The sequence below is a fragment of the Psychroserpens sp. NJDZ02 genome (genome assembly GCF_004843725.1).
In the GTDB taxonomy this organism is placed as follows: Bacteria; Bacteroidota; Bacteroidia; order Flavobacteriales; family Flavobacteriaceae; genus Olleya.
The window spans coordinates 813,828-837,422 of the sequence record NZ_CP039451.1; the positions used below are offsets into that span (position 1 = coordinate 813,828).

A 23,595-nucleotide genomic window follows, 5' to 3' on the forward strand; every position below is an offset into this window, starting at 1 on the left:
AAGTTTATTCCTGTAATTAGTATTTTAATCAATAAAGTATCTCAAACCAGCACCGAAAAAAGGTATCAATTCTCCTAAATCACTATTTATATGATAATTTTCATTAGCCTTTAGTACAAAGCTTAATTCATTAGACAAATACAATTCCATTTCTGCGCTTAAATAGCCACCGTAAATAATTTTAGACCGATCCTTTAAGGTAATTCCACTTGGCAATTGGTTTTCTCCATTATTAACAATTTCAGAACCAACTAATACGCCACCACCTAAACTAAATTTGAAAGAACTTATTCGTGAAGCGAAAACATCCTGAAAAAAGCCTGCATTAAAAGCAAAAACGTTAAACGGAACTTCAATATTTCCATTTTTAACTACGCCTTTAGAATAATAAATACCACCTTGAATAAATTGCTCTCGATCGACAAAATAATTCAAATTTATAGAGGTAGGTATGTAAATTCATACCTTAGAAGTCAACTAATACAGTGTTATTATGAATATATTTAAAGGACAAAACCTTCTAGAGTTTGCCGATCGGTTTAAAACAGACCTAGATTGTAAGAAATACTTAGCAGATATTAAATGGACAGATGGTTTTATATGTACTAAATGTAACCATAAAAAAGCTCAGATAAGAAAGGATTTTTCTCGCACTTGTAATATTTGTTCGCATCAAGAATCAGCAACTTCAAACACACTATTTCACAAAGTAAAATTTGGTATTAGAAAGGCGTTTTTTATTGTTTTTGAAATGAGCACCAGTACCAAAAGTCTTTCGGCAAGCTATGTTGCCGTTCGCTTTAGTGTCACTGAAAAGACCGCTCGTTTATTTATGCTTAAAATCAGAGAAGCTATGCAAAGTAGTGGAAATAGTCCCATGACTGGTATTGTGCACGTTGATGAATTTGTGCTTGGCGGACAAGAAAAAGATAAAGTTGGTAGAAGTTATAATGCGAAGAAAAAAAAGGCTATCACAGCTATTGAGTTAACTGATGATGGGAAAGTAAAAAGAATGTACGCCATGAAAATTGAAGATTTTTCAGCACGTTCGCTTCAATATATTTTTGTAAATCATATTAGCCGAGAAGCTAAAGTGATAACCGATAAATGGAGAGGTTACAGACCTATTGCAAAAGCTTATAATATTACACAAATTGAAAGTAATGGAGGAATGAATTTTAAAGCGCTTCACACCATGATACATCAAATAAAATCATGGATAAGAACAACATATTCTTGGGTAAGTCATTCTAATATTAATAGATACTTTAATGAATTTTGTTTTAGAATTAATCGCTCTCAAAGCAAAGCTACAATATTCAATAACTTAATAACCAAAATGGTCGAAAAAGAAAAAGTTAGTCATAAACAAATTATATGTAACTAACTACTGACCTCTACAAATTTAAATTAAACCCGATTCCATCTTGAGAATAACCTCCAATAAAATCTATAGTTTTATTATCACGTTGAGCATGTAAATCGGTATTGGCAGTACTTAAATAGAAAACAGCAGGTAAGAGTAATTTAATTAAAAGCTTGGTTGATCGCATTTAAAAATATGTTTTTTATATTTATATTATGTCACTATATATTAGTTGATTTGATGTCATACGCTTTAATTTGAGACACTATTTTGACCTACTATTAGCGGAGTAGATCAAAAAAATCACAAAAAAAAAGCATCACATGCTTAAAAGCAAAATCAACTTAAGCCGTAAATATATCATTTTAAAGAAAAAACAAAACACATATATGTTTAATTATTCTATTTAGCGGATGAAATGCAAAAAAAACCTATTATTAATTATAATTGTAAAATACAGATTGGTTAAAAACAAAAAAACTTCCGCAAGAAAGTTTTTTATATGCCTAACATTAAGTCTTTAAAAAGACTCACAACTTTAGGACACTATTATCCGCAGCAGCATAAGCATTCCAAGTATAGTCATCTGCTTCTACCTCATTTTGCCATTCTCCATCAACAACATATTTAAACTCATAAGCCTGACCTGCTTTTAGATTTACAGTCCCTTTAAATGTTCCGTTTTTCAACTTTTTCAATGGTTCGACTTCGGTATTCCATTCATTCCAATTACCTGCAACAGTCACTTGCTTTGCTTCTGCTGCCGGAACAGTAAAAGTAACTTTACAAAGGGGTTTGCTTTTCAAAAATTGTTTCTTAATAGCCATAATATTATTGTTTAGTTATATAAAATTAGTCAAGATTTTTTCACTCTTCAAATTAAAAAATAATTAATTTTAAACTTTTATCAGATTATCAAATTTAAGAACTAAATATTTGGTTATTAACAATTTAACGCTTTTAAATTGTTAATAATAATTACAATAACCAGACCCTAAAATATTATAAATCAGATAGTAGTGCTTTTACGTTAAATTTTAAATAGAAATCTTATAAAAACATTAACTTTACATTATAAACACAACTTATGTTTGGATTAAAGAAAAAAAAGACCCCTCAAATAGATAAAGAACAATTAGAGTTAATTAAAAATGCACAACGTAGAATAAAACAAAAAAAACGATTGTATACCCATTTTGTAATATTCTTAATTGGCGCTGCATTGTTAATAGTAATTAGTACAGTTTTATACACAGGTAAAGAGATTAAATTTTTCGGAATTGATTGGTTTGTCTTAGCTATAATGGCATGGTTATTTTTTCTATTATACCACTTCTTTAGTGTATTTGTTACTTCTAAATTCATGGGTAAGGATTGGGAAGACAAACAATTAGCAAAACTAGTCAATAAACAAAACGTAAGAATTGAAAAACTTAAGTTTCAATTAGAAAAGGAAGATCTGCATATTGCCGAAAGTAAAGTGTTTAAAAACACTAACAGTAAAATAGTTAACAATCTAACTATGATTGTTGCTGCTGGAGAAAGCAACGAAATTGGAAAAAACAACGATCTGATTTGGCACTTACGTGATGACTTAAAGCGTTTTAAAACACTAACGTCTGGTCACCATATCATCATGGGACGAAAAACTTTTGAAAGCTTCCCAAAACCATTACCTAATCGTACACATATTGTTATTACTAGACAAGAAAATTACACCGCTCCAGAGGGTGTTATTGTTGTAAGTAATTTAGAAGATGCCATTGCTATAAGCAAAAAAGATACGCAACCCTTTATTGTTGGTGGTGGAGAAATATACAAACTCGCCATGTCCTATGCGTCTAAAATAGAGATAACACGCGTACACGCTAATTTTGACGCAGATACCTTTTTCCCTGAAATAGACCTATCTGTTTGGAAAGAAACGGCTAATACGTTTCATAAAAAAGATGAAAATCATGACTTTGAGTTTTCTTTTTTAACTTACGAAAGAACATAAATTTATCAGAACTACCCCATAGTAAACCCCTAACTACAATTTTAATTTAAGTTTAACACCTAAAACATACCTGATAGTATCTTTTAGGTCTACATTTGTAAGATGTTACAAAATCAAAAATCAGAACTTACTAAGCAAGTCATTTTAAATGAATCGTTTAAACTGTTTTATGAAAATGGTTTTAAGACAACAAGTGTTGACACCATAATGAAAGCGACTAAACTTACTAAAGGCGCTTTTTATCATCATTATAAAAACAAAAAAGAACTCGGCCTTTCAGTAATAAGCCTAAAAGTTCAAAAAAGAGTGCATGACGGAATGATTGCTCCTCTATACAAACCAGGAAACGCAATCCATATTTTAGAATCCACCTTTTTAGATCGCCTAAAATCATTCCCATTATACGACAAACAACATGGATGTCCCATGAACAATTTTATTAATGAAGTTGGTGATCTTGAAGCAGCATACCAAATAGCATTACGACATATAATAGAAGATTGGAAAGTGGCACTGATCCATTTAATAGATAGAGGCCAAAAAGAAAACACGATCAGCAAAAAAGTATCCAGTAAAGCTGTTGCGACCTACTTAATAAGTGCCTTTGAAGGGATTAGAGGCATCAGAAAGCTTTATGATAATGACGATATTCTTGACGACTACATTTTAGGCCTATCTTTATACTTCCAACAAATAAAAGCATAATTTTTTTTAACCTAAAACATACCGACTAGTATGTTTTAAAATATATACCTATGAAAAAAGAGACAAACAAAAGAAGAGATTTCATCAAAAAAGCCGCATTAGCTAGTTTAGTGGCGCCACATTTAGCCTTTTCTAGCGCAACAGAAAACACAACAGAAGCACCCAAAATTTCGATACGTCCAAAAGTATTATTCTTTGATGTTAATGAAACCTTATTAGATCTGACAGCAATGAAGGATAGTGTTGGAAAAGTCCTAGGAGGTCGATCTGATTTATTACCATTATGGTTTACAACAATGTTACAATACTCTCTAGTAAACACCGTAGCCAATCAATACCATGACTTTGGTATTATCGGAGCTGCAGCCTTACAAATGGTAGCTTCTAACAATGGCATTACACTTACAGAAGAAGAAGCAAAAAACTCTATTTTGGGTCCCATTAGATCATTACCTGCACATCCAGAAGTGAAAGCCTCTCTTCAAAAATTAAAAGATGCCGGTTACAAATTAGTATCATTTACCAACTCGTCTAATAAAGGTGTCGAAACACAATTTAAAAACTCAGGCTTATTAGATTACTTTGATGAGCGCTTAAGTGTAGAAGATATTGGAAAATTTAAACCACATACTGACACTTATATATGGGCTGCAAGAAAAATGAAAATAAAACCTGAAGAATGCTTGCTAATAGCCGCACATGGTTGGGACATAGCTGGTGCACTTTGGGCTAATTGGCGTGGCGCGTTTATCAGTAGACCTGGTGCACAATTATATCCTTTAGCTGATAAACCAGAAATAATAGCCTCTGATTTAGCACTAATTACAGATAAATTAATAGCTTTAGGTCATTAAACTAATGAAAAACCAAATCATAAATATAGTTATTATCCTAGTTATGGTCTTTTTTGCTATTCCTAAATTATTAGCAAAACCCCAAAGTATCGCAGGCTTCAAACAGTTTGAAAATGCCATCCATTTGAATGCAGATATTTTTAGAATTTTTACAGGGATTTCCGAGCTAGCTCTAGCCCTATTGTTATTGCTTTTTGCAATAAAAGGTCATCAAACTATTGGAAAAATAGCCTTTGCTTTTTTGCTAACAACCATGATCTCTGCACTACTATTAGAGTTTTTTGCAAGACCTGAACCCAAAATAGTACTGGTGATTATAGCTATCGTTTTAACTTTAGTATCACTATACAGATTAAACCAATTAATTAATCCAAAAACAAAACAACATGACACTAGACCATAAAGTAATACTAGTAACAGGATCCTCTAGAGGAATTGGTAAAGAAATAGCATTACTTCTAGCCAAAAATGGAGCAAAAATAATTGTAAACCATTCCAATAGCGCTGAAGAAGCAGAATCAACTGTGGACAGCATTATAAAAGCAGGTGGTGCAGCAATTGCCATAAAAGCAGATGTAAGTCAAAAAGAAGATGTCACGCAACTATTTGATAAAGCGATTGCCCATTTTGGAAAAATTGATGTTCTAATAAACAATGCTGGAGTCATGATTTCCAAAAAAATTAAAGACAATACGCAAGACGACTTTACCAAGCAGTTTGACATTAACGTCAGAGGTGTTTTTAACACGTTACAAGAAGCGGAAAGCAAACTAGCTAACAATGGTAATATAATAAACGTATCCTCGAGTACTGTTAAATTAATGTTTCCAACCTATGCGCTTTATTCTGCGTCAAAAGCTGCTGTAGAACAAATGACAAGAGTCTTTTCCAAAGAGATAGGTAGAGGCGTATCAGTTAATGCTATTGCTCCGGGAGCTACTGAAACTGAATTATTTTTAAAAGGAAAATCTCAAGAGTTTATCGACAAACTAAGTGGCATGAATGCTTTTAATAGACTTGCCAAACCAATAGATATTGCAAAAGTGGTATTATTTTTAGCAAGCGACGATTCTAAATGGATTTCTGGTCAAGTGATTGGCGCCAATGGTGCGCTCGTATAACAACTTATTAATTTAAACAAAAAAAAGCAAAATCCTAAAATAGGATTTTGCTTTTTTTTTTAATATTTTGATATAACATTAAAAATCTTCTAACTATAACATTTTAAGCGTATTCAATTCTTGCTCTGTTAAAATTTTCCAATTTCCTCTTGGAATATCCTTTTTAGTTAAGTGTGCAATTTGTACACAATCAATTCTTACTAACTCATATTTTAAGTGTTCAAAAATAGTATGTAAAATGGTATTACCCGTGTTTTTGATTTTTACTCCAATTTCGTTTTTAATATTATTAACGTAATCTATCTCTTCCACTCTAACGGACTTCCCCTCTACTTTAAAACCTTCTCTTATCTTTTTCATGTCTTCCATTTTTAAGTTTTTATCCAACTCTAAATGAAATAAACGCTCTATTCCTTTATTCGAATTTGTAAAACGTTCAACAATTTTCTCGTCATTAGTAAATAATAATAAACCTGTAGAGTTACGACCTAAACGTCCAATAGGTTTTATTCTAGAACTCGTTGCATTTCCAACCAAGTCCATAACCGTTTTTCCTTTTTGCTCACTTGTTGTTGTAGCAAACCCTTTAGGCTTGTTTAATAACACATAAGCCTTTTTTTCTGGATTTATTCTTGCACCATCATAACGTACTTCGTCTTCCAACTTGACTTTATACCCCATTTCCACAACAATTTTACCGTTTACAGCGACTAAGCCCATAGCAATATGTTGATCTGCCTCTCTACGAGAACACATCCCAGAATTAGCGACGTACTTATTTAAACGTATTTCGCCTGGATTAGATGTTTTTTTCTGACTAGGTTTTTTATCAAAAGCAGGCTTAGCAGATACTACAGCATCATCTTTCACTCTTTTTTTAGGTCTAAAAGGTGCTTTTGGCTTCGCCTTTCCTTTTCCTTTATCCTTTCCTTCGCGTGCTTTACTCATGATATAATTTTTTGCAAATTTACAATGTTTTTTTGATAATAAATTAAAAACATTATTAATCGTTAAACTCTACTGTAGATTGTCTCTGTCTATTAACTGTAAGTTTGGTTACATCCGGTCTAGAATAGTGCCCTACAACATCAAAATTTTGTCGCTCTTCCAACACGCGATTAAAATCTAATGTAGCCGTAATTAAGCCTTCTTTATGCAATACAGGCTCGATAAGCCATTCTCCATCTGGCCCTGCAATGCAGCTCCCGCCATTAGCCAACACATCTGGTGCAGCCTTTAATATCTTATCTAAATGTGGTGTGTTTTCTGGAAAATCTATTTTAGTCATTAAACTTGAAGCAGAAATCACATAACTTCTGGACTCCCTAGCAATAAAACGTGTAATATCCTTAGTATTATGGTCACTACCCGGCCATACTGCAATATGAAGATTTTCTCCTAACCCATATAAAGCTGTTCTTGGCAGTGGCATCCAATTTTCCCAGCAATTTAAACCTCCTACTGTAAACTGTTTTAAAGGATGGACTTGCAACCCATTACCATCTCCTGGTGCCCAAGTTAGACGCTCATCATAAGTGGGCTGTAATTTTCTATGTACTGATTTAATAATTCCGGTAGCGTCAATATACACCAAAGACGCATAAATACTATGTCCGCCTCTATTTTTAGCACGTTCCATAATTCCTAAATAAACAGCTATAGTATGCTGTTTTGCCAAATTACAAATAGCATCTAGCTCGCCCGCCTCTATTTGAATTGAATTTTTAACGTAAGTCGCATGTAACTCTTTATTCACGTTAGTGTTCCATTCGGCCCCACCAGTTAAAGCGACCCAAAACGGATACCCTGGCACCAATGCTTCTCCAAACACGACTAACTCTGATCCAATTTTAGCGGCATCAATTATAGATTGCTCTACCTTGTTTAGTGTTTCTTCTTTATTTAAAAGTACAGGTGTAATTTGCGCAATGGCCACCTTTAAAGTGTGTTCCATAAATTTAAAGTATTCGGTTTAAAACTAAATCTATATCTATTAATAAAATACTAAAAACGCCAGCCACAATAATAAATTTTAAAATATTATGCAACCATAAGTATTGTGTTTTTGTCGTGGATTTCCATAGCAACAAAATATACGTTATTAGTAAAATTTCGCACATATAAAAATACATATACATTTCTCCAATATCAAATTTAGTGATTAAAAAGTATACCGGAAAAAGCGTTAATATCACCAAACATGTAATTATTTTCTTTGAGGTGTTCTCTCCATAAACAATAGGTATTGTTCTGTAATTAAGTGTTAGATCACCTTTAATATTCTCTAAATCCTTAGTTAACTCACGGATAAAAATTATCAAAAATAAAAATGTAGCATGTACAAATATAACAGACCTAAAATTATAGTAATATACAAAAATGACAAAAAACGGCGTTAAAGTTAATATCGCTGAAACCACATTACCAACTATCGGTATTTTTTTTAATTTATGTGAATAAAACCAAATAGCAAAAATGTAAAACGAAAAAAACAAAACCGGTTTAAATGAAACATAACTAGCCATAACTACTGCAGAAAAATTAAGAACGAAGTAGAACGACAGCTTAGTGTTCTGACTTACTAATTTATCTAAATGAGTCTTGTTGGGTTTGTTAATAAGATCCTTTTCGGAATCGTAAAAATTATTGATAATATAGCCACCAGCTATAACTGCAGCAGTTGCTAGCACCAACATTAATAAATTAACATCAAACAACACCTGCTTTAAAGGCTTATCTGAAGCGAATATATAAATGGACGCCAAATACTGAGCCATTACAATCACCAGAATATTGTAGCCCCGAACCACAGAAAACATACTAAAAAACTTTAAGAAAAGATGTTTTTGCTCTCTGGTTGACATTAGTATTTAATTCTGAAAATATTTAAGACTATAATTAAAAATTATAAACGACTTCAAGCTTATAATCTTTTAGTGCTTGTTCTGCTTTTTTAATATCTGGTGTAAATCCTAAAATATAGCCTCCACCTCCAGAGCCACATAATTTTAAATAATAATCGTTGGATTCGATTCCGTTTTTCCACAACTCATGAAACTGAGTTGGAATCATAGGTTTAAAATGATTAAGTACGACTTTAGATAATTGTTTTGTGTTTTTAAATAACGACTTGATATCTCCTTTTAAGAAATCATCAACACATGCATCCGTATGTTTTATAAACTGATTTTTAAGCATTTTTCTAAAGCCTTCTTGCTTCATGTTTTCCATAAAAATACTTACCATTGGTGCTGTTTCACCAATAATACCAGAATCTAATAAAAACACAGCACCAAGTCCATCACTACTTTGCGTTGGAATACCTGTCGCTTCAATATTTTCTTGAGAGTTTATTAAAATTGGTAAACTTAAATAACTATTTAAAGGATCTAAACCAGAAGACTTTCCGTGAAAAAAAGATTCCATTTCAGAAAAAACAGCTTTAAGAGATAATAATTTTTCTCTAGTTAAATTTTCTAAAACCGTTATTTTATCTTGTGCATATTTATCATAAATAGCAGCTACTAATGCACCACTACTACCAACGCCATATCCTTGAGGTATAGATGAGTCAAAATACATACCTGCATTAACATCTTTTCTTAATAGTTCAATATCAAAAACAACCAAATTATTATCTATTTTAGATAGATATTCCGTAAAACGTTGCAAACTTTCATTTGATTTTTGTGCCTCTTCAGAAGGATTTTCCTCTGTTTTAAGTGCGCCATTATAAAAGTTATAAGGTATCGAGAGACCTTTAGAATCTTTAATAATTCCGTATTCTCCGAACAATAATATTTTTGAATAAAATAAGGGGCCTTTCATATGCTATCTAATCATTGATTTTATAAAGTTACAACTGTTTTGCTCCAAAACCAATTTTGTCACAAATATAGTGACCGTTTTGACAATATGCAACCAACTCTAATTTAATGAATTCTAAAATTTTAACTGCATCTTTTTCAGGATACAGTACATGGACATTAGCACCAGCATCCAAAGTAAAGCTTATGGGTAAACCCGTATCCTGTCTAAAACTCCAAATCTTATTTATAATTTCCAATGTATTGGGTTTCATTAAAATAAAATAAGGCATACTTGTCATCATCATCGCATGCAGTGTTAATGCCTCACTTTCTACTAAAGCAATAAAAGCATCTAGGTCTCCCGTTTCTAATATGTTTTTGATAGTAGAAATATGATCAACAGCCTGATTAAAACGTTGTTTCGCAAATGGATGCCCATACATTAAATCGTGACCAACCGTACTACTAACTTGTTTCTCGCCTTTATCCACTAGTAATATGGTATCCTGATAGTTCTTAAAATTATCGTGTACTTTATAGGGATATTTAATACCAAATAAATCGCTACTACCTTCAATTCCTGGATGTTCTCCCCAAACGACTAAATCGCCTTCAAGACTTCTGCAGGCACTACCAGAACCTAATCTTGCCAAAAATGACGCTTTTTGAATAAAATCTGAATCAGAAATTGTTGGATCTTTTTGTTTTTCTATACTCATTAAACACAACGCTAAAGCACTCATTCCGGAAGCAGAAGATGCTATTCCTGAACTGTGAGGAAATGTGTTTTTTGTTTTTATAATGAAATGAAAATCTTTTAAAAAAGGCAAATAACTTTCAATACGCTTAAAAAAAGTTTCAATTTTAGGATGGAAATCAGGTTTGAATTCTTCATCTAAAAAAACTTCGAATGAAAAACCATCCGTTGTACCTTCTCTTTTTTCAAATATAAGTTCTGTAATTGTTTTACAAGACTCTAAAGTAAAACTTATTGAGGGGTTTTCAGGCAGTTGATGTTCCTTTTTACCCCAATATTTGACTAAGGCAATATTACTTGGTGATGACCAAGAAACAACCCCATTTGAAGGCGAATACTGATAATTATGTACCAAAAAATGTTTTAAGTTCATTTAAAAGCTAAATTTATGCAAAGATAACCTTAATATTTAAACTATTTTATTAATTTTGCAACCGAATGAACATTCACAACACTGATTTTAAACGTGATAAATGTACATTCAAACGATTTAATAAGTTAACTGATAGGTAAAAAAGTTCCCTAAAACTACGCTTCACTGCTTTTTACCTTTAAAAAACAAAGTCTATTCCTTATGGACAAAAAACAACGTATTATTATCACTATGCTAGAGCTAGTGGTAAAACAAGGTGTACACGCTACACCCATGTCTCAAGTTGCCAGAGAAGCAAATGTTGCTGTTGGTACAATTTATCATTATTTTGAAACTAAAAATCAAATTATTGAGGAAATTTACTTGATGATCATAAAAGATTATGGTATTGTCTTAATGGCAAATCTTCCAGAAAACGGAAGTTTCAAAGACAAATACGACGCCATGTGGTTAAATTTATTCAACTATTTTGTTGGTAACCCATTAGCTTTTCAATTTATTGAATATGTTGCCGTACCTCCTATTATATCCAAAGAGATTGTAAAAAAAGGAATACCTTACATAGGTAATATTAGAGATTTCTTTTTGCAAGGCATATTGGATAAAGAGCTAAGAAACGTCCCACTTAGATTAATTTTACAAATGATTTTTGGAGATGTAGTCTCTGCAATGCGCTTAAAGATTACCGAAGATTTAGAAATGACTAAACAAGAAATAGATTTTGCTTTAGAAATGTCGTGGGATTCGGTTAAATACAAAACTAACTAGTAAGCATTAAAAGCTTATTTAATGTTTTAAAATTTCTGATGTTTGGTGCGCTTTTTATTTTTCTCAAAAAAAATATTATTAGCTTTAGTCACCAAATCTTATATTGGAATACAAACACTTGCAGTCGTTAGTTAGGTTACATTTTTCTTTCGGAAAATCACAACCTGACTAACGACTGCTTTTTGTGTTTTACTAACTTTAGTATACACTAATGTAAAATAGCTAGCCTGGCTCTCATGTTTATTAAAAGGACCGCTTTTCAAAAGGCCCTTTAATTAGCCTTCTATTTTCACTATTTAACTATCTAAATTTTTAGCGACAATATAAGCACTTGTCCATGCATTCTGAAAATTAAAACCACCAGTCACAGCGTCAACATTAATTATTTCGCCAGCAAAATATAAGTTATCATGTAACTTACTTTTGTAATTTTTAAAATTGACCTCTTTAAGATCTATTCCTCCTGCTGTAACAAACTCTTCTTTAAAAGTGCTTTTACCATCCACCTTAAAAACAGCTTTAGTTAATTGATTACTTAAAGCTTCTAATTGTGCTTTATTAAGATCAGCCCACCTTGTTTCTTCTGTAATATCTGAAGCCATAACTAGTGTTTTCCATAAACGTTTTGGCAAATCAAATTGTGTTGCTTTTAACACGGTTTTTTTAGACAACTCCTGTTTAATATCTTTTAAACTAGAAAGCACAACGTCATTATCCTGGTTTATAAAATTAACTTCAATATTAAATTTATAATCCCTTTCGGCCAATTCCAAAGCTCCAAAAGCAGACAGTTTTAAAATAGAAGGTGCACTCATCCCCCAATGCGTTATTAATAATGGCCCAGAAGATTCCAAATTGGAATCAGCTACTTTTACCGTAACATTTTGTGCAACAACGCCTGGTATATCTTTAATCCTATCATCTGTAATATTAAACGTAAATAAAGAGGGTACGGGTTTAATTATAGTATGATTTAGTTCTTGTAAAAAAGACCATATTTTTGGATTACTTCCAGTCGCTACTACTATTTTGTTTGCCAAAAAATGATCTGTTTTAGTCTCAATCTCCCAATCCGCATTTGTTTTTTTAAAACCTAGCACAGATTGATTAGTTAACACCTCAACTTTATGCTTATTCGCCTCACTTAAAAAACAATCGATAATAGTTTGAGAGTTATTACTAACAGGAAAAATACGACCATCATCTTCAATTTTTAACGCCACGCCTCTATCTTCAAACCACCCCATGGTATCACCTGTCATAAACGTATGAAAGGGCCCTAACAATTCTTTTTCGCCTCTAGGGTAATATGTTGTTAACTCTTGAGGCACAAACTCGGCATGCGTCACATTACAGCGTCCTCCGCCAGAGACTTTGACTTTACCAAGCACATCTTTACCACGTTCTAAAATGGCGACTTTCAAATTTGGGTGTAATTCTCCTATATTAATTGCAGCAAAAAAACCTGCTGCACCACCTCCAATAATTATTACATCGTATTGTTTCATATTCTGTCTGGGAAATCACTAATTATAGCATCTACTTGATAACTTATTATTTTTTCTATGTCCTGTTTTTTATTTACCGTCCAGGTGTTAATTTGTAACCCAAGCGCTTTAGCCTTTCTAACATTTTCCTTAGTTAACATCTTAAAATCAGGATGTATAGCTTTTGCTTTTATAGTTTTTGCAAACACTAAAGCCTCTGACCAAGCTCCTTCTGTTAACACGCCTAATGGAATGTTTGAATTATAATTAAACACAGCCATTAATTCGGACGATTTAAAACTACTCACTAACACATGAGCCATTGACCATCCTTTATTGGCTACATAATAATTGATGATATCACTCGTTGGTTGTGCTGTATTATCACCTTTCAATTCAATATTAATGATAATAGAATCGGCTATTAAATCGAACACCTCTAGTAAAGTCGGTATTTCATATTGCTTATCAATTTTAAGTTTTTTTAATTCACTTAAAGAAAAATCGCCAATACGACCTGTTCCATTTGTTGTTCTATCCAATGTAAAATCATGAAAAACAACCACCTCTCCACTTTTACATAAATGCACATCAATCTCGACACCATCAACCCCAAGAGCCATAGCTTTTTTTATAGAATCTAGCGTGTTTTCGGCGACATACCCCTTAGCGCCTCTATGACCAATTTTAAGAATTTTATTCATAAATTTTATCAATATTTTAAGATTCCAAAGTTAGATTTGCATTGATATATGTTTATATTTAATTGAATTTAAAAGCATCACAATTTATGACATTTCATTTAAAACCAATACTAGTTTCAGCATTACTTTTTATGTCTTGCAATACAGGAAAACTAACTGTAATTGGGTCTATAGATAGTCATTTAGAAGAAGCCTCTGCTGCGCAATTAATTAGTAATTCTGATTTAGTTTGGACTATTGAAGATGCAGGAAATAAAAACAATGTTTACGGTTTAGACCTAAAAGGAGACATCATTAGAGATATTGACGTTAGCAATATAAAAAACCAAGACTGGGAAGACCTAACTAGCGATAGCATGGGCAGTCTATATATTGGTGATTTTGGGAACAACTCTAGAAAACGAAAAAACTTCTTTATTTATAAAATCGAAAATTTAGCAAATGTTGATGATAAAACGGAAGCACTAACGATCAGCTTCACATTACCAAAATCTGTTAAGTCAGAAGATTTTGAATCGTTTTTTTTATGGAAAGACAACTTTTATATTTTTAGCAAAGAAAACAAGAAAACAATGCTTCTTAAGGTCCCTAACCAAGTAGGAGAACATGTTGCTACTTATGTTACAGAATACGAATTAAAAGGCAAAGATACACGTGTAACCTCTGCAGACATTAGTCCTGACGGAAAAACTGTTGTGCTTTTAAATCACGACCGTATTTGGACTTTAACCAAATTTAAGACGGATAACTTTTTTGAAGGTGTTGTCACTAAAATAGATTTAAAACACGACAGCCAAAAAGAGGGCATTTGTTTTAAAGACAATACAACCGTTTATATTACTGATGAGGATTCTGGAAAAGAAGACAACCATATTTACAGCTTGAAACTATAAATTAAAAGCACTTAAATGTTGTGTGATTAATTTTAGATCCGCTTCATTACTAATCGCTCCTTTAGCGTCTTCAAAAAGCTTACTAGCTTCTACTTTGATTGCATTAACATAGCTATTATTTTTACTATTCACGTTAAAAGCTAAGTGATTAAGCATGTGTATTAATTTAATAACAACGACAACATCGTGTTTGACATAAGTCCGTATTGGAGCTAACACAAAAAACAAAAGAGTTTTAAAACTTACAGTATTAATCTTAACCAAAGAGTCATTATTATGCTGTAAAATACTGACATCTTGCTTCTGCATTCTTTTTTCAAATAATTCTGTCAAATAATCTATTGCAATCTCTGTCGTTCCTGGATCATTTATCCCTGGCGACATAGCCTTAACTGCAATTTCGGTAATTTGTTTAAAACCTAACACGTAATTATCATCAATGACTTCGTCTCTAGAAAATTGAAAAAAGCTCAACACATCTTCAAGCGCTTCCGCTTCTAATTTCATACTACACTTAAACAACGGTTTATCCTTATAAACATATTGCCCTTTTACTGCTAACACATGAAATTTACACTCATTATTTTTAGCAAACTCTAATACAGGTTCTAATATTATATCTTGTAAAAAACCAGTTGACACCGACTTGAAAGTTGTCCATTTCTCAGTCTCAGGAAACTTATTACTACTATTCTTTTCTGAAGTAATAAGTTTATCTAATCTGTTTTTAGCTTCAGAAAAAATACGTTGCATTATATTATGCACTTGTATTTCTTGAGAAATAGAATGAATAAAATAAATAAAAGCGCCCAAACACACCACCATTAAAACAATAGCCAACAACACTGAAAAACCAGGTAATTGGTATTTATCACCGTCTGGCTCAATTGAAACCATAGTAAATATACAATACAGTAAAGTCGCATTATAAATCCCTAATATTTTTTGATGACGTTTATTAGAAATTAAACCAGGCAGTACTCTTGGCGAAAAATTGCTTGATGCTTGGTTAAGCAAAACCATAACCATGGAAAAACTAAATACCATAATTGATATTAGCCCTGCAATAAAAGTGGTTAAAATATTAAAAGCAGTTGCCGTATTATTAATAACCAGCAAAGGAACATGATCCATTAAGTAAGCAGAAATACCCTTATTTTCTACGTAATACATAAAAAAGGCAAAGATCACACCAAACAGACTGTATACCGTTGGATAAAAGGCTATTTTGCTTTCTAACTTTTTTAAATATTCAAAACCATTGACTATAATATTTCTCATGTTTTGGTTATTAAAAATTCAAGCCAAATCCAAAAGAGAAACGTAAACCTTCTTCACTATTAAAAAAGTTAAACGTCCCCGAAACACTATCGGCTGCAGTTACCCAAAAACCAACACCATAATCGTTATGCCACACCTTAGAATCTCCATTTTTAGTCCAAACCCGTCCTACATCTCCTCCCGCAAACACTCCTAATTGTAACGGTAATGCTCGTGTTTTAAATTGATTAAAACTATAACGAACGTCTGCACTACCTGTCAAACTATTCTGCCCTGTAAAACGTTGTAATCTATACCCTCTTAAACCGTTATTGCCACCAATGTTTGCTGCTTGATAAAAAATTAAATCATCACCAAAACGTAATTGAGAACGTAAGTCTGTTTTTAAGACTAGCTTTCTGTTTGTAGATAAAGCATTATAAAACCCTAACTCTGAATTTATATAACCATAGGTGTATTTTGTATCTTCTGGTTCTGTCTTTGCTCCAACATCAAGACCTAAAGTCATACCTCTAGTTGGATTAGAAGCATTATCAAAACTATGATAATTAAAATTCCCTTCTACTCCTGCAAACAAGCGTCTTCCATAAAAATCAGTACTAATTGCAGAAGGCTCTAAAGTTTCAATAAAACGATCAGGCGTTTCTCCAATTTCAATAGCTTCTACTAATGCCTTAACGCCGTAATCCGACCCGAAATCTCCTTTTTTCAAAACCCCTACACTTGCGGCGTAAATACTTGTTTTAATTCGATTATAATCTAAATCTAAAACATCATCATTATTAGCTGTTTGATTACCATAACCAAAAAAGTTGTTAGTAAAATTCTCACTGGTTAGTTGTCCAGAGACGTGTAAATTCCAATCTCCAAAAAGATTAGCAAACTCTCCATCATAATTTAAACTAAATCCGCTAGTCGCGAAAAAGTAACCACTTTTAAAACGGTGTTGTTGCGAGTATGGATTACGAGAAAATCCTTTAACTGTATAATTAAAACCAACTCCAACTTTAAAACCATCATCTGGATTATAACCTAAACTAGGTGTAATTACACTCGTTTTTACTATGTTTTTCTGAAAATCAAATAAGTTATTATTATAAATATCTGTGAAGTTTATTTTTGCGCCATCGTTTTTAGTAATCGTGTTTGGCTTCGATTTGTGATCATAAATACGTACACGTCTTCCGTTATTAATAATGTACTCGTCATTGTTTTGACCTCCAATAATCCTTGTAAATATTAAATTATTAGCTTTTCCTGTAACTTCAATTATATCATCATCATCCAATGCATAAATCCATAATTCTTTAGTGATATCTTTATTAAAAGTACGATCAACAATTACATCTGCTTTTTTTCCTTTTTTAATTCTGGAAATAATGACTTGAGTTTCATTATCACCAATTCTTTTAACTTCTATATAATCATCTTTATCTGTTCCGGTAAGTATGACTAATTCGTTTAAATAATCAGAATAACGTTCAGCTATATCTAATAAATTAGAACGTCTCCCTTTCAGAAAGGTTTTAATTTCTTGCAATGATTCGTCTTGAGCTTCTTTTGGTACTTTACTAAACGCCTCATCTATCACAGCATCGGTAATATGCTCCTTCAAATATTGTGCTTGCTTTAACCATACAGACTTATCTGATTTTTGAATTAAAACCTTATCAAGCTTTATACCAGCACTATTCATCCATTTGATATCCTTCAACTCCGCATCATACACTTGTAATTGCTTTGTAGATCCAGAAATAAAACGCATAATATCTAAAATCGCACCATCAAAATTAGAAAACACTTGATCTCTATCTCTTGGTATTGGCTTATACAACTTATCACCGTTTTCTTGATTAAATTGTGCCCATCGCCATTGGTCTTGATGTCTATCCCAATCTCCTAAAAGCATATCAAATAAACGCGCTCTTACAAATGCATTTTCGTCTATTTTATATTTTTCGTCTTTACGTATTTTCTTAATAATATCATGTGTACTTTCGATATCATCAGCATAACCAAAGTTTTTCTCGTCAGAATAATTATCTTCAGGACGCTCTTCAATTAAATATAATTCGCCTCCATAATTGTAATTATAATCCTTTAAATATTTATGTTTTGGAATGTAATATAACTTTGGATTGGTATGATACACATCCGCCGCATGAGATAAATCAGGAACCACAGAAAAGGCATAAGGATGTGCTGCTGTATAAAAGTCTAAAATTAAATCTTCTACTTTAGTCTTATCAAAATCATCACTCAGATAGGTTTCTTTAAACAATACCGTCTGCAAATATTGCGTTGCACTTTTACGCAAGGCTCTCATATTTAATTGACGGCCATCTTTGGTTTGCAACCTTAAAGATCTTGTTTGATGCCCTCCTCCTTCTCTTACAATCTCCAAACCACCATAAAGAGTATCTAAAGTTGCTACAGGCACTTCAACTTTTTGACTATATAAGTCTCTATACTTCTCTCCAAACAAGGCTTGATAAACCCCTGTTTTATCCGTTTCTTCTTTTGTATAAATAGAAGCCTGTGTTGTCACAGGAAAACTATCTGGTAATTGTGATAGGTCATATTCCGGTGCTTTTTTATCAAAAACCTGTTTCGTATACAATAGTTTTGCTTGCTCATTCTCTTCGCCATAAAAGCTAACATAACTACTTCCATCTTCATATATAGTTAATATCGCAAAACCTTGTTTTCCATAAGCAAATAAGCCATTGTTACTTAAAGATGCTCCTGACCCTTTAGCCCCAGCTCCAGATACAATTTGCTTTATCCCACTATCTTCAATGTACTGTAATGTATGTTCGTGACCGGATGTAAAAATAATATTTTGATACTCTAACGCTAAGGTCTTAATACGGTTCATCATTTTGTTATAACGCTCGTTAAAACGATCCTGAATAGACACACCTCCTTGCGTTCTAATTTGCGTAAAAAGAGACGCTAAACCTGGTAGAGGCAAATTACTTTGAAATGGAAATAAATGTTTGTCTTTAGAATAAAACCCACCATGCGAGCCATTGGTATACATTGGATGATGCATCGCGACAATGACTGTTTTATTTTGCGCTTTTTTAAATTCGCCTTCTAATTCTAAAAGAAAACGCTCTCTTGTTTTAATTTCACACTCGTCATTTATCGTTGGATGCTTATTCCAATTTTCTAGATACCATTGGGTATCAATTATAATTAACTCGATGGCATCACTAACCTCCACAACCTCTAATGGACAACCATTTTCTGGTTGAAATGTATTTTCTCCTAAAGCGTCTTCGATAAATTTCTCCTCATCTTTTAGACCATGTAAACCATTGGCATACCAATCGTGATTACCCGGAATAAACAAAACTTTACCATCAAAACCTTTAACCGAATTAACTTGTGCTTGAATGTTATTTTTAGCTTCGTCGTAAGACTCATGATCCTTTTTTGGCAAACCTGCAGGATAAATATTATCTCCTAAAAATATTGTATAATCGTCTTTTGTTTCTTTATCCTTAATAAAATTTTTATACGCTGTTAAACCTTTAGAAAAACCATTATCAGGAGAAATACCAGCATCACCAACCAAATAAAATGTTTTGTGAACTTTTTTATTAGGCAATTCGACTTGAGTCGAAATTTCATCTCTATACTGCGCTTCAAAAGAGGCACAATTACTTAGTAGAAAAGCGAAAGTAAACGTTAGAAATATGTTATTTTTTGTCATTAAAGGTTGAGAGTTTTATTTTTTTAGTACTTTGGATAAGAATAATTACATACCTATGTCTAAACTAGTTGAAAAAACCGAAGCTTTTGTATTTGAACTCCTTAAAAACGAGCTCCCAAACACTATAGTTTATCACAACCATACGCATACCCTAAGAGTATTTAAAAGTACAAAAGAAATTATAGAAAACTCTAAAATTGATGTTAATGATGCCGAAATACTAGAATTAGCTGCTTTATTACACGATGTTGGTTACACGCAAACTAGAAATGGGCATGAAGTTATAAGTGCTAAAATTGCTAGAGATTTTTTAACCGCTCAAAATGCAAACGAGCACATTATTGACACAGTAGAAAGTTGCATACTAGCAACACAGTTTGATGCACAGCCACAAAATGAATTAGAGAAAATAATACGTGATGCTGATTGTTCTCATTTTGGAAAAAAATATTTCCCTGAAGCAAGCGAATTTTTAAGAAAAGAATTGGAATTGGCAGGAGAAGCAACTTACACACCAGCAGAATGGTTAAATGAAAACATTAAAGTCCTATCAAAAAAACACAGTTATTATACTGACTATGCTCTAAAAAATTGGCAATCACGAAAAGAAAAAAACTTAGCAAAGCTTATAAAAGAAAAAAGAAAACAAAAGACAAAAATTAAAACGGAAGAGCTTAAAGCCAAATACAAAGCGCAATATAAAAACGAAAGCCCAGAACGTGCAATTCAGTCTTTTTACAGAACGGCTTTAAAAAACCATATAAAGCTAAGTGATATCGCAGACACAAAAGCCAACATCTTATTATCGGTAAATGCCATTATAATCTCTGTAGTATTGGCTAATTTAATTTCAAAACTAGACACCAACCCGTATTTAACTTGGCCGACAGTCATTTTTACACTGTTTAGTGTCATCTCCATGGTTATGTCCATAATAGCTACGCGTCCAAATGTAACTAGCGGGCAGTTTACTAAGGAAGATGTAAAAAATAAGGAAGTTAACCTTACTTTTTTTGGAAACTTCCATAAAATGGGACTTAAAGAATTTGAATGGGCCATTAACGAAATGATTAGTGACAAGGAATACATCTACAAATCCTTAACTAAGGATTTATACTTTTTAGGTATTGTTTTAGAACGTAAATACAGATTATTAAGAATAACTTATACGGTGTTTATGATTGGAATTATTGTCTCCCTTCTAGCTTTTGGACTTGCTGTTAAAAATAACCCTGGCGTTAACATCCAAGATGTATTAGACACAACGACATATATACAATCTATAATACCTAAACCATTTACTGCTGTTTAGACTATTACGCTTTAATAGCGTCCATTAAATCATCATACGTATAAAACTCCTTTTTATTAGAATCATTTTGGTACAGTATATTTACACGTAACGCTTTTAAACCCGTTACACCCTGAAGATCTTCTAGTTCTAAAATTTCGACCTGATCGCCTATTTGGTGTTTAGATTGCAAGAAACTAATGTATTGTAAGTACTCGATTTCGTCTTCCTTTTGAGAATAGACAATCGTTAATTTCCCCTTAGCTGTTATACGCTCTGAAGTACCTTTTATGTTAGCTTTATCTACTCGCTTTTTAACTACCTCATATCTGGCATTATAGGTTCCGTCCACATCAAAATGTTTCTCGTCTGTTCTAAATCTAATAGACAACGGTTGGTTAAAAACAAGAATCATAGATGCTACATCTAAGCCAATCGGATACTCATGCTGTTTGTTATAGAATACATTTTCCATTTTACACATGACCTGTAATTGCCATAAACGTAAGTTGTATAAATAAATAGGGCTAAACGAATCCTCTTTAGTTATCGCTTCTCCAATATACATATTATGCTCTACACCATCTGTTTTGTAACGCTCAAAAAAATGAGGATACATAGCTTGCGCTTCAATCTGTTTTTTATCTAATAAAGAGGACATGTTTTTATTAATCAAACTTATCGTGTCATCATAATTTTTACGGTAGTAGTAAATAACATCTAAGTCGCTATCAATCTTACTAAAGTAATCTTCAACATCTTCTTTTATATAAGGTTTCGATTTTAATTGAAATTTAAAAAGTGGTACAATTTCATTTTTAAAAAAGTGTGTTACCCTTTGCTCACTATCCACTTTAAAATCGGTTTTCAACGCTTTTTTATAAGCCCCTATTTGAAACAATAGCTGCTCAAATATTGGTAATTTTTCTGTTTTATAAACCGTTTTAACAATACGCTCCACCATTTTAAGTTGCAATAACAAATCCTTTTGTGTTGCATTATTCCTAGCTTCAGAGGATCCTTTGACATCTATTTGCCCAAATAAAGGGTAGACATTTTCGAAGCTTATCTTATTAAAAGTCGGATTAGCCATGCCGTCAAACTCTTCTTGCATAAACTGCCTTGCTGCACGCTCAAATTTCCATTTCACACTTGGATGGATAGATGTACATTCTCTTTGTATAATTGCCTGAATTAAATTTTCCTCATCTCTTTTAGAACGCTTTACAGCAGATAAAATAAAAGGCATCACGTCTGCCAATTTATTAGAATTGATACTATTTAAAGCCTTAGGTGTTTTAGAAACCAATTCTAAAACAGCTAACAACTCTCCGTTTTCTGCTATTGGTGCAAAAATAGCACTTTTTATACCCTGCTGTTTTAAAACAGTAACCTGAGGCGACGCACCTCCAGATAATTTAAAACTTTTATCGACATCAGATATTGCAAAATTTGTTTTCTCTCGTAAAATTTTCTCATAACTGAAATGACAAAATAAATTTTCGCACTTAAATGCTTCCTTTGCTTTTAATAAATAACTATTAATGCTAGAATCATGAACTTTCATCAACGTATTTTCCTCTTTGTTATATATCGAAAAACCAACTTGTAAATCAGTAACACTTAATAATGACCTGAACACCTTTTGGAAATCACCCATAAAGGTTTCGTCTTTACGTTTATTATTTCCTATTAAGGTTGTTTTTATATTGGATATAGCTTGATCGTCTGTAACATCAAATATATTAGAAATCACAAATCCTTTAGACACATAACTATTCGGCGGGAATTTTTCTTTCCATAAGTCTATGTTATCAAAATTATCTAATAACTGATCAAAATCATCCTGAGTTAATTTAGGCGCCTCATCGGTAGCAACAATCTCCATAAAATCTGCATTATACGTGATTTTATAAATTCTAATAATGCCATTCGCATCCGGAATCTCATAATATAAAGGACGTTTAAAGTTAGTGTTATAATTATAACAGAAACTCATAATTATAGTACAACCTAAAATATACCAATCGTTTTCAGGCATATTTTTAATTTCCAACTCAAAATCTGGACCCGCCGTTTCTATAATATTCTCAAACCGTTTAGAGGCATTAAAAATAAAATTATGATAGGGTACACTCGCCGTTTTTATCTCATTTAAACTTAAAATTTCACTAAAGGAATCTTGTAATAAAACCTCAATTTCTTCCTCGTGTTCTTTTAAAACAGACACTTTACTAAACCCTTGTTTTAATATAGGATTAGCCTCTTGCATTTTTAAAATACGAGTAGCTTTTGCCGCAACAAATGAATCTTCACTTTTTGCCAACTCTTCATAGCGCTCAATTAATTTATTAAAACTAATTTGCAACGAAAAAGGTAAATTTATATTGTCGTTTAAATCGATCATTGTATTCTTTAAGATACGCAAAAATACGCATTATAGCTGTTAGTCGTTAAATTTTTAAC

At 32.2% G+C, this 23,595-nt stretch carries 22 protein-coding genes; 9 read left to right on the forward strand and 13 right to left on the reverse strand.

The annotated features are described in order from the left end of the window. Nucleotides 1-24: 24 nt before the first annotated feature. Nucleotides 25-435 carry a conjugal transfer protein TraO gene (locus E9099_RS03650; protein ID WP_168800709.1) on the reverse strand — a complete coding sequence of 137 codons (411 nt, stop codon included), beginning with the start codon at nt 433-435 and terminating at the stop codon, nt 25-27. 58 nt (nt 436-493) lie between these two features. Between E9099_RS03650 and E9099_RS03655 the strand changes: the two genes are divergently transcribed. After that, a complete protein-coding gene (locus E9099_RS03655; protein ID WP_136582359.1) occupies nt 494-1,387 on the forward strand; it encodes an IS1595 family transposase in 894 nt (297 codons plus the stop codon). 10 nt (nt 1,388-1,397) lie between these two features. Here the strand turns inward: E9099_RS03655 and E9099_RS19130 are convergent, their stop codons facing one another. Both E9099_RS19130 and E9099_RS03660 read right to left on the reverse strand, forming a co-directional pair. After that, nucleotides 1,398-1,553, reverse strand: coding sequence for a hypothetical protein (locus E9099_RS19130; protein ID WP_168800710.1), 156 nt, complete (start codon nt 1,551-1,553; stop codon nt 1,398-1,400). A gap of 343 nt (nt 1,554-1,896) precedes the next feature. Continuing rightward, nucleotides 1,897-2,193, reverse strand: a complete 297-nt coding sequence (locus E9099_RS03660) for an isoamylase early set domain-containing protein (RefSeq protein WP_136582360.1) — start codon at nt 2,191-2,193, stop codon at nt 1,897-1,899. A gap of 260 nt (nt 2,194-2,453) precedes the next feature. On the opposite strand from E9099_RS03660, the gene E9099_RS03665 reads away from it, so the two are divergent. From E9099_RS03665 to E9099_RS03685, 5 genes are all read left to right on the forward strand, one after another. After that, nucleotides 2,454-3,365 carry a dihydrofolate reductase gene (locus E9099_RS03665; RefSeq protein ID WP_136582361.1) on the forward strand — a complete coding sequence of 304 codons (912 nt, stop codon included), beginning with the start codon at nt 2,454-2,456 and terminating at the stop codon, nt 3,363-3,365. Between the two features lie 102 nt (nt 3,366-3,467). After that, entirely contained in the window at nt 3,468-4,070 is a 603-nt protein-coding gene (locus tag E9099_RS03670) for a TetR/AcrR family transcriptional regulator (RefSeq protein ID WP_136582362.1), read from the forward strand. Nucleotides 4,071-4,120: 50 nt separating this feature from the next. After that, the gene (locus E9099_RS03675; RefSeq protein WP_136582363.1) at nt 4,121-4,924 is read left to right on the forward strand and encodes a haloacid dehalogenase type II; all 804 of its coding nucleotides are present in this window, start codon (nt 4,121-4,123) and stop codon (nt 4,922-4,924) included. A 4-nt stretch (nt 4,925-4,928) separates the two neighbouring features. After that, complete coding sequence (locus E9099_RS03680; RefSeq protein ID WP_136582364.1) at nt 4,929-5,327, forward strand: DoxX family protein; 399 nt, start codon at nt 4,929-4,931, stop codon at nt 5,325-5,327. Beyond that, on the forward strand, nt 5,311-6,045 hold the full coding sequence (locus E9099_RS03685) for an SDR family oxidoreductase (RefSeq protein ID WP_136582365.1): 735 nt from the start codon (nt 5,311-5,313) through the stop codon (nt 6,043-6,045). Before E9099_RS03680 ends, E9099_RS03685 begins: the two co-directional genes overlap by 17 nt. Before the next feature lie 93 nt (nt 6,046-6,138). On the opposite strand, the gene E9099_RS03690 is transcribed toward E9099_RS03685, so the two are convergent. Genes E9099_RS03690 through E9099_RS03710 form a run of 5 tightly spaced genes read right to left on the reverse strand, consistent with a single transcriptional unit; the run spans nt 6,139 to nt 10,984 of the window. Further along, nucleotides 6,139-6,993 (reverse strand): pseudouridine synthase, encoded by an 855-nt coding sequence (locus E9099_RS03690; RefSeq protein WP_136582366.1) that lies wholly within the window; start codon nt 6,991-6,993, stop codon nt 6,139-6,141. A gap of 55 nt (nt 6,994-7,048) precedes the next feature. Beyond that, nucleotides 7,049-7,999, reverse strand: coding sequence for a carbon-nitrogen hydrolase family protein (locus E9099_RS03695; RefSeq protein ID WP_136582367.1), 951 nt, complete (start codon nt 7,997-7,999; stop codon nt 7,049-7,051). A 4-nt stretch (nt 8,000-8,003) separates the two neighbouring features. Further along, nucleotides 8,004-8,909 (reverse strand): geranylgeranylglycerol-phosphate geranylgeranyltransferase, encoded by a 906-nt coding sequence (locus E9099_RS03700; protein ID WP_136582368.1) that lies wholly within the window; start codon nt 8,907-8,909, stop codon nt 8,004-8,006. 34 nt (nt 8,910-8,943) lie between these two features. After that, nucleotides 8,944-9,873, reverse strand: coding sequence for a mevalonate kinase (locus E9099_RS03705; protein WP_136582369.1), 930 nt, complete (start codon nt 9,871-9,873; stop codon nt 8,944-8,946). Between the two features lie 28 nt (nt 9,874-9,901). Further along, nucleotides 9,902-10,984 (reverse strand): diphosphomevalonate/mevalonate 3,5-bisphosphate decarboxylase family protein, encoded by a 1,083-nt coding sequence (locus E9099_RS03710; RefSeq protein ID WP_136582370.1) that lies wholly within the window; start codon nt 10,982-10,984, stop codon nt 9,902-9,904. Between the two features lie 201 nt (nt 10,985-11,185). On the opposite strand from E9099_RS03710, the gene E9099_RS03715 reads away from it, so the two are divergent. Continuing rightward, nucleotides 11,186-11,752 carry a TetR/AcrR family transcriptional regulator gene (locus E9099_RS03715; protein WP_136582371.1) on the forward strand — a complete coding sequence of 189 codons (567 nt, stop codon included), beginning with the start codon at nt 11,186-11,188 and terminating at the stop codon, nt 11,750-11,752. Nucleotides 11,753-12,048: 296 nt separating this feature from the next. Here E9099_RS03715 and E9099_RS03720 read toward each other — a convergent pair whose 3' ends face one another. Beyond that, nucleotides 12,049-13,260: an NAD(P)/FAD-dependent oxidoreductase gene (locus E9099_RS03720; RefSeq protein WP_136582372.1), complete on the reverse strand. Its 1,212-nt coding sequence runs from the start codon at nt 13,258-13,260 to the stop codon at nt 12,049-12,051. Then, nucleotides 13,257-13,943 carry a glycerophosphodiester phosphodiesterase gene (locus tag E9099_RS03725; protein WP_136582373.1) on the reverse strand — a complete coding sequence of 229 codons (687 nt, stop codon included), beginning with the start codon at nt 13,941-13,943 and terminating at the stop codon, nt 13,257-13,259. The genes E9099_RS03720 and E9099_RS03725 overlap by 4 nt, the downstream gene beginning before the upstream one ends. Before the next feature lie 86 nt (nt 13,944-14,029). Between E9099_RS03725 and E9099_RS03730 the strand changes: the two genes are divergently transcribed. Beyond that, nucleotides 14,030-14,836, forward strand: a complete 807-nt coding sequence (locus E9099_RS03730; RefSeq protein WP_136582374.1) for a hypothetical protein — start codon at nt 14,030-14,032, stop codon at nt 14,834-14,836. Here the strand turns inward: E9099_RS03730 and E9099_RS03735 are convergent. After that, nucleotides 14,831-16,117: a DUF2254 domain-containing protein gene (locus E9099_RS03735; protein WP_136582375.1), complete on the reverse strand. Its 1,287-nt coding sequence runs from the start codon at nt 16,115-16,117 to the stop codon at nt 14,831-14,833. The genes E9099_RS03730 and E9099_RS03735 overlap by 6 nt on opposite strands. Before the next feature lie 10 nt (nt 16,118-16,127). After that, nucleotides 16,128-19,838, reverse strand: a complete 3,711-nt coding sequence (locus E9099_RS03740; protein ID WP_136582376.1) for a metallophosphoesterase — start codon at nt 19,836-19,838, stop codon at nt 16,128-16,130. Between the two features lie 55 nt (nt 19,839-19,893). On the opposite strand from E9099_RS03740, the gene E9099_RS03745 reads away from it, so the two are divergent. Next, complete coding sequence (locus E9099_RS03745; protein WP_136582377.1) at nt 19,894-21,150, forward strand: Pycsar system effector family protein; 1,257 nt, start codon at nt 19,894-19,896, stop codon at nt 21,148-21,150. A gap of 4 nt (nt 21,151-21,154) precedes the next feature. Here the strand turns inward: E9099_RS03745 and E9099_RS03750 are convergent, their stop codons facing one another. Continuing rightward, nucleotides 21,155-23,536 (reverse strand): GAF domain-containing protein, encoded by a 2,382-nt coding sequence (locus E9099_RS03750; protein WP_168800711.1) that lies wholly within the window; start codon nt 23,534-23,536, stop codon nt 21,155-21,157. Nucleotides 23,537-23,595: the final 59 nt, after the last annotated feature.